Source organism: Candidatus Thiosymbion oneisti (assembly GCF_900092655.1).
GTDB lineage: Bacteria > Pseudomonadota > Gammaproteobacteria > Chromatiales > Chromatiaceae > Thiosymbion > Thiosymbion oneisti.
The window spans coordinates 1-5785 of record NZ_FLUY01000943.1 but is presented as its reverse complement, the minus strand read 5'-3'; the positions used below and the strand labels follow the sequence as shown (position 1 = coordinate 5785).

Below are 5785 nucleotides of genomic sequence, written 5' to 3'. Positions count from 1 at the left end.
AAGTCTGGCTTGCTGGGTCTCGTCCCTCGACCCAGCCTACCGCTTTGAAATCAATATGTTAGTTTTTAGACAGCCTCCTAGACCCGCTGGATGCGGAACTCCCGGCGACAAGATTCCGGCAACTCCACTCGACTGTTGGCTTTGTTGCAGTGGTCACCACTCAATCATCGGGCGAGCGCATATAAATCTTTCCGAAGCCCCTCAACCTCCCTCCCCCTGCGAGTGTCGCAAAAGGCGACACTTGCCGCGATCCAGGGATCAAGCACTCGGTTTGACTGCCGCAACTGGTTGAAGATGCAGGAAGATCCGGACCGGGTTGCACCTGGGGCTCGGTGTGTGGTCACTTGACGACCGCTGCCAGGGTTTCTTCCGTTAGTGTGTCACTGGGTCCGATCTTCCTCGGTAATTCCTGCAGCAACGATTCGTTTGCCGATCCGGACACTGACTCCCCTCTCGACTCAACGGCATTATCGAATACCTTGCCGGACGAGAGAAGAGCGATCGCAGACATCAGCAGGAACATAAAGACGATCACGCCGAGGGCCGTGGCCACAATATGTCTTAGCTCGTTTCTCATGGGTTTCTCCCGCGCGTAGCCTCGATACTGTTCATACAGCACCGATATATTCAGGGCACCTTGAAAAATAGGTGTTTTCACCGATTAAGCGAATCTAACCTATTGATTATTCAAGTGTGCCGTTGATGAAAATCATATTTTTTAAGGTGCTTATTAAAGGCGCTTATTATATGATTTTAATATCATTATATTAGCTATCACGAAGATATAATAATTATAACTATTGAGAAAATAAGGATTATTTTTTATGTTTTATTTTGCCGATAAAACAATGAGAGTGTCATATAAGAAGTATAGCACTTTATTTTTTCGATGCAGGGCTAGGTCCTGTCGACATTTAACCCGATAGACTACGCCCAACTCAGCTATTTAGGGGTGTAGAAATGGTTCGCCTGAATTTGCGTGACGACCAATGGGAACGGATCCAGCACCGGTTGCCAGGCAAGGCATCAGACCGCGGACGGACCGGTCGCGACAACCGACTGTTTGTCGAGGTGATCCTGTGGCTGGCCCGCTCGGGCGCCCCGTGGCGCGAGCTTCCCGCAGCATTTGGAAACTGGAATAGCGGGTATCAGCGATTCGCCCGTTGGCACAAGCATGGCGTGTGGTCCGAGGTGTTCGAGGCGTTGGCAAAGGATTCTGATGTTGAAGAAGTTGTCATCGATAGCACCGTGATTCGGGCTCGTTGAACGCTTTTTCAATCGCATCAAACACTTGCGGCGCATCGCCACGCGCTACGATAAGCTGGACGGGCGCTACCTCGCGTTCGTGGCGAGCGCCTCGATCTTGATCTGCCTGGCTTAAATGTCAACACACCCTAGTACATAATTTCGACTAATATTGCAAACTTCTCGGAGGAGACACATAGTCAAGCTTAGGCGATTATACCCGCAATATAAGTTGAAATGATGTGCTAGTCCTCACGCAGCAACCGGAAGCGCTGTCCCGGCGCCAGGTCCGGCGCGGCCACGCGCAGGTACTCGCCGTCAGGCCCCTGGTTATTCCCGAGCAATATGACGCGGAGGCGCTGGCCGTCCTCCCGGGTGACCCAAAGCTCCTCGTGGCTATGCTCCACCGCCGCAATGGGCAGGGTCACGGCCCCGGTACGTTCCGGGAGCCGCAGACCGAGCCGCGCCCGCAGGCCGCCGCGATGGGGCTCGACCCGGTCATGGAGCGCCAGATCCACGGCAATCTTGCGGGTAACCGGGTCGAATCCGGGATAGGTGCGATAGATGGACGCGGCCACGTCCTGTTTCAGATCCGGCAGATGCAGGCGTAGCCCGGCGTGGTCGGAGTCGGTCAGGGTCCCATACTGGTCCGGAGTGAGGGCGAAGGGTACGATCAGGGTGGTGAAGTCCGCGGCCGCACCGACGTTTTCCCCCTCCTGCACCCACTGGCCCGGCTCCAGGTTGCGGCGGGTGATCCGCCAGCCGGCGGGGGCGCGGATGCGGGTCCGCAGCAGACGCTCCTGGAGCACCTTCTGCCTGTTCCCTAAGACCTGCAGCTCGTAACCATTGTCCCGCAGGGCCTGCTCCAGGGCATCGAGCTGGGAGGCAGAGGTGTGGTCCCGGCGGGCCAGCTCGGTGTGGCGTTTGACCTCCCGCCGATCATAGGCGACCCGGGTGCGGAGGCGTTCCTGCCGGATCTCGACCTCCGCCAGCTCCAGCTCGATGAAGGTAGCGTCCAGACGCGCGAAGATCCCGTCCTTACCGATGGTCTCACCGATGTCATAGGCGACCGCGATCACCCTGCCTGCGGTCTCGGTCGCGAGCGGCAGCTCGGCGCGCGCCCGGGTGAACCCGGTGAGGGTCACCTCCCGCAGCGCAGGCTCGGCGGTGGCGAGATGGACGCCCGGCTCCGCCGCGACGCCGGACCCGGCCACCATGGCCGCCAGCCATAGGGCCTTGAATGCCATTGTGCTTTGTCTGTCCCTATTTCCGCTATTTCCCGCTACACCGGCACATCCAGCGAATCGGGATACAGCTCGATACCCAAGTGTTCACCGACCTGACGCGCCCGATCATCGATCATGGGCGATACCACGATCATGCGGGTTGCCTGCCTTTTATGACGCCGCTCATAAAAGCGAACCTTGCGCTCGAAGGTATGCATGTCGGATTTGCTCATCGACGACTTGAGTTCACAGAGAATCAACAGGCCGTTTTTAATGATCACGTCGAGCTCGACCTGATCCGGTCGCCCGAAGACCTCGCCCTCATCGTCGAACTCGTTTACATTGATTACCTCCACCTCGAAGCTCTCCACCAGGATGGCGGCCAGTGCATCGCGGAAGGCCCGTTCCGATTGGGTGCCCCAACGTGATCCCAGTGCGCCGAGTGAGCGATCGATTCGCTTATTCATTGCATCGAAGCGCCGATTCGACTCTTCCCAGTTGCGTCTATTCTCCTCCTTTTGTTCCTCCCATTTGCGGTTTTGTTCGTCCCATTTGCGGTTTTGTTCGTCCCATTTGCGGTTTTGTTCGTCCCATTTGCGGTTTTGTCCATCCAATTTGCGGTTTTGTTCCTCCCATTTACGGTTTTGTTCGTCCCATTTACGGCTTTGCGCCTCCCGATCCCGTGCCAATTCATTCAGCATCCGGGTAAACCGGTCCTCCGTCTCCACCTTAGTGGGGAAATGTTCACGGGTAACACTTAGAATATAGTCACCCAGCGATGGATCGCTGCGTAGCAGCTGCGGGAGATGGCCGCGAATAGAGCGAATCATTTCCTCTTCTGTCACTAATCCGGTCATGGCAGACCTCCGTCAATTATGGATTCATGCCGAAGCCCATACACCCGCATCATCTTTCGCAATGAAGTGACAATATAGGATTTCTACGGCATGAACGATCACCATCAGAAGGATACCTCGAAAAATTCAAGTTCGCCTAATCAGATAGCTTCTAAGAACCACGAATGCACACCAATTCGTGTCCGTTCGTGGTGCTTCTTCCGACTCTCAGGCTCCAACCGCATCGGTTGGGGTGAGGGAAGGCTGCGTCAGCTTGGCAGCAAGCCAACGGCAGCGAGATGCTCGGTCCGGGCCCAGGATCTCACCGTCCAGTCGTCCCCATCGATGTCAATCCGGTTGATGGTGGCGTTGCGCAGGTCGATCCGCATCCGTTCCTCGATTCCTTTCCCGACCGCACGGCGGTAGCAATCCCCCAGGGGGCCGCCGTGGCTCACCACCAGGACGCATTCCCCCCGGTGGCGCGCGGCGATCTCCGCGACCACCCCGGTCACCCGTTCGAACCGCTGGCGGAGGCTTTCGCCGCCGGGTATGGGCTCGTCCACCAGATGCTCGCGCCGAATCCTGGTGGCGTGCGGTTGATCCCGTTCCGCCTGGGCCCGACTCAGCCCCACCAGCACCCCCAGGTCCCATTCGCGCAGGCGTGCATCGGCGCGAACCTGCTGCCCGTTGTAGCGGACGATCGTCCAGGCGGTCTGGAGGGCACGCAGCAGATCACTGCTGTAGACGGCATCGAAGCCGGTGTCTTGCAGACAGGTGGCGAGGGCCTCGGCTTGGGCCCGGCCACGCCGGTTCAGCGGAACCTGGAGGTGACCCTGGAGGCGCCCTTCGGCGTTCCAGTCCGTCTCACCGTGACGGATAAGGGTGATGCGCGTGGACATGGTAGGTCAAGGACTGACCTGGTTACGCGTGCTCACCTCCCTTGTCGCCCCGCGACCCGCAACCGGAGGGCGTTGAGCCGGATGAAGCCGGTAGCGTCGCCCTGGTCGTAGGCCCCGGCATCCTCTTCGAAGGTGGCGAGGGACGCATCGAACAGGCTGTTGGTCTCGGACCTGCGGCCCACGACCATGACATTGCCCTTGTAGAGCTTCAGGCGCACCTGTCCATTGACCACCTGCTGGGTGCGGTCGATGGCGGCCTGGAGCATCTCGCGTTCCGGCGTGAACCAGTAGCCGTTGTAGACCAGCTTGGCATAGCGGGGCATGAGCTCGTCCTTCAGCTGCGCCGCCTCCCGGTCTAGGGTCAGGGACTCCATGGCCCGATGGGCCTTCAGCATGATGGTCCCGCCGGGGGTTTCGTAACAACCGCGGGACTTCATCCCCACGTAACGATTCTCCACGATGTCGTTGCGACCAATACCATGCTCGCCGCCGATGCGGTTGAGCGCGGCGAGAATCCCGGCGGGTGTCAATCGCTCACCGTCCAGGGCCAGGATGTCCCCGCCCTCGAAGGTCAGCTCGAGGTAAGTAGGCCGGTCCGGGGCCTGCTCGGGCGAGCGGGTCCAGCGCCACATGTCGGCGGCCGGCTCGGTCCAGGGGTCCTCCAGGTCATTGCCTTCGTAGGAGATATGCAGCAGGTTGGCGTCCATCGAGTAAGGGGATTTGGAACCCGCGCGCTTCATCTCCACGGGAATACCCTGGGACTCGGCGTAGGCCAGCAGCCTTTCCCGGGACAGCAGGTCCCACTCCCGCCAAGGCGCGATGATCTTCACATCCGGCTTGAGGGCATAGGCGCCGAGCTCGAAGCGGACCTGGTCGTTACCCTTGCCGGTAGCGCCATGGGCAATGGCATCGGCACCGGTTTCATCGGCGATTTCCACCAGGCGTTTGGCGATCAGGGGCCGGGCGATGGAGGTCCCGAGCAGATACTCGCCCTCATAGACGGCATTGGCGCGAAACATGGGATAGACGAACGCGCGCGCGAACTCCTCGCGCAGATCCTCGATATAGATCTCTTTGATCCCCGCGGCCGCGGCCTTGGCCCGGGCGGGTTCGAGCTCTTCACCTTGACCGATATCGGCGGTGAAGGTGACCACCTCGCAGCCGTAATGCTCCTGCAGCCACTTGAGGATAACGGAGGTATCCAGACCACCGGAGTAGGCCAACACCACTTTCTTGATCTTGTTGCGCACGATTGAATGACTCCGACGTTTAAGGATCTTTCGGGAGCGTATTATGTTATCGCTCGAGATAACAAGTTCCTGTCGTCCGCTGTGCGGACCTGTAGTACCTAGTTTCGATCGATATTGCTAGGGGGTATTCTCAATTAACAAACGATCTAATCCTCGCTATCTTGAACCACGGATAGACACGGATCGACACGGATGGAGACCAATCCGTGTCGATCCGTGTTCATCCGTGGTTCTCTTTCCGGTTGTTATCTACACTAACCAATGGTTTTCACAGGCTGGATGGCCGCAACATCCCAGCGGTCCGCACCGCGGACCCGACACATAATCAG

5 protein-coding genes and 1 pseudogene are annotated in these 5785 nt (G+C 58.6%); 1 reads left to right on the top strand and 5 read right to left on the bottom strand.

Annotated features, from left to right (window positions below):
- Positions 1-340 precede the first annotated feature (340 nt).
- Positions 341-577, bottom strand: a complete 237-nt coding sequence (locus BQ17_RS09625; RefSeq protein WP_089726528.1) for a hypothetical protein — start codon at positions 575-577, stop codon at positions 341-343.
- Between the two features lie 383 nt (positions 578-960).
- Between BQ17_RS09625 and BQ17_RS09620 the strand changes: the two are divergent.
- A pseudogene (locus BQ17_RS09620) lies at positions 961-1257 on the top strand (transposase); the annotation flags it as partial.
- A 233-nt stretch (positions 1258-1490) separates the two neighbouring features.
- Here BQ17_RS09620 and BQ17_RS09615 read toward each other — a convergent pair.
- From BQ17_RS09615 to BQ17_RS09600, 4 genes are all read right to left on the bottom strand, one after another.
- Complete coding sequence (locus BQ17_RS09615; RefSeq protein ID WP_089726526.1) at positions 1491-2492, bottom strand: efflux RND transporter periplasmic adaptor subunit; 1002 nt, start codon at positions 2490-2492, stop codon at positions 1491-1493.
- 35 nt (positions 2493-2527) lie between these two features.
- A complete protein-coding gene (locus BQ17_RS09610) occupies positions 2528-3328 on the bottom strand; it encodes a PD-(D/E)XK nuclease family protein (protein ID WP_176722369.1) in 801 nt (266 codons plus the stop codon).
- Between the two features lie 248 nt (positions 3329-3576).
- The gene (locus BQ17_RS09605; RefSeq protein ID WP_089726522.1) at positions 3577-4206 is read right to left on the bottom strand and encodes a histidine phosphatase family protein; all 630 of its coding nucleotides are present in this window, start codon (positions 4204-4206) and stop codon (positions 3577-3579) included.
- A gap of 32 nt (positions 4207-4238) precedes the next feature.
- Positions 4239-5456 carry an argininosuccinate synthase gene (locus BQ17_RS09600; RefSeq protein ID WP_439645662.1) on the bottom strand — a complete coding sequence of 406 codons (1218 nt, stop codon included), beginning with the start codon at positions 5454-5456 and terminating at the stop codon, positions 4239-4241.
- Positions 5457-5785 lie beyond the last annotated feature (329 nt).

Excerpts from the sequence above, each read along its gene's own strand:
- BQ17_RS09625 (WP_089726528.1), bottom strand. The coding sequence starts at position 577 with ATGAGAAACGAGCTAAGACATATTGTGGCCACGGCCCTCGGCGTGATC.
- BQ17_RS09615 (WP_089726526.1), bottom strand. The coding sequence starts at position 2,492 with ATGGCATTCAAGGCCCTATGGCTGGCGGCCATGGTGGCCGGGTCCGGC.
- BQ17_RS09610 (WP_176722369.1), bottom strand. The coding sequence starts at position 3,328 with ATGACCGGATTAGTGACAGAAGAGGAAATGATTCGCTCTATTCGCGGC.
- BQ17_RS09605 (WP_089726522.1), bottom strand. The coding sequence starts at position 4,206 with ATGTCCACGCGCATCACCCTTATCCGTCACGGTGAGACGGACTGGAAC.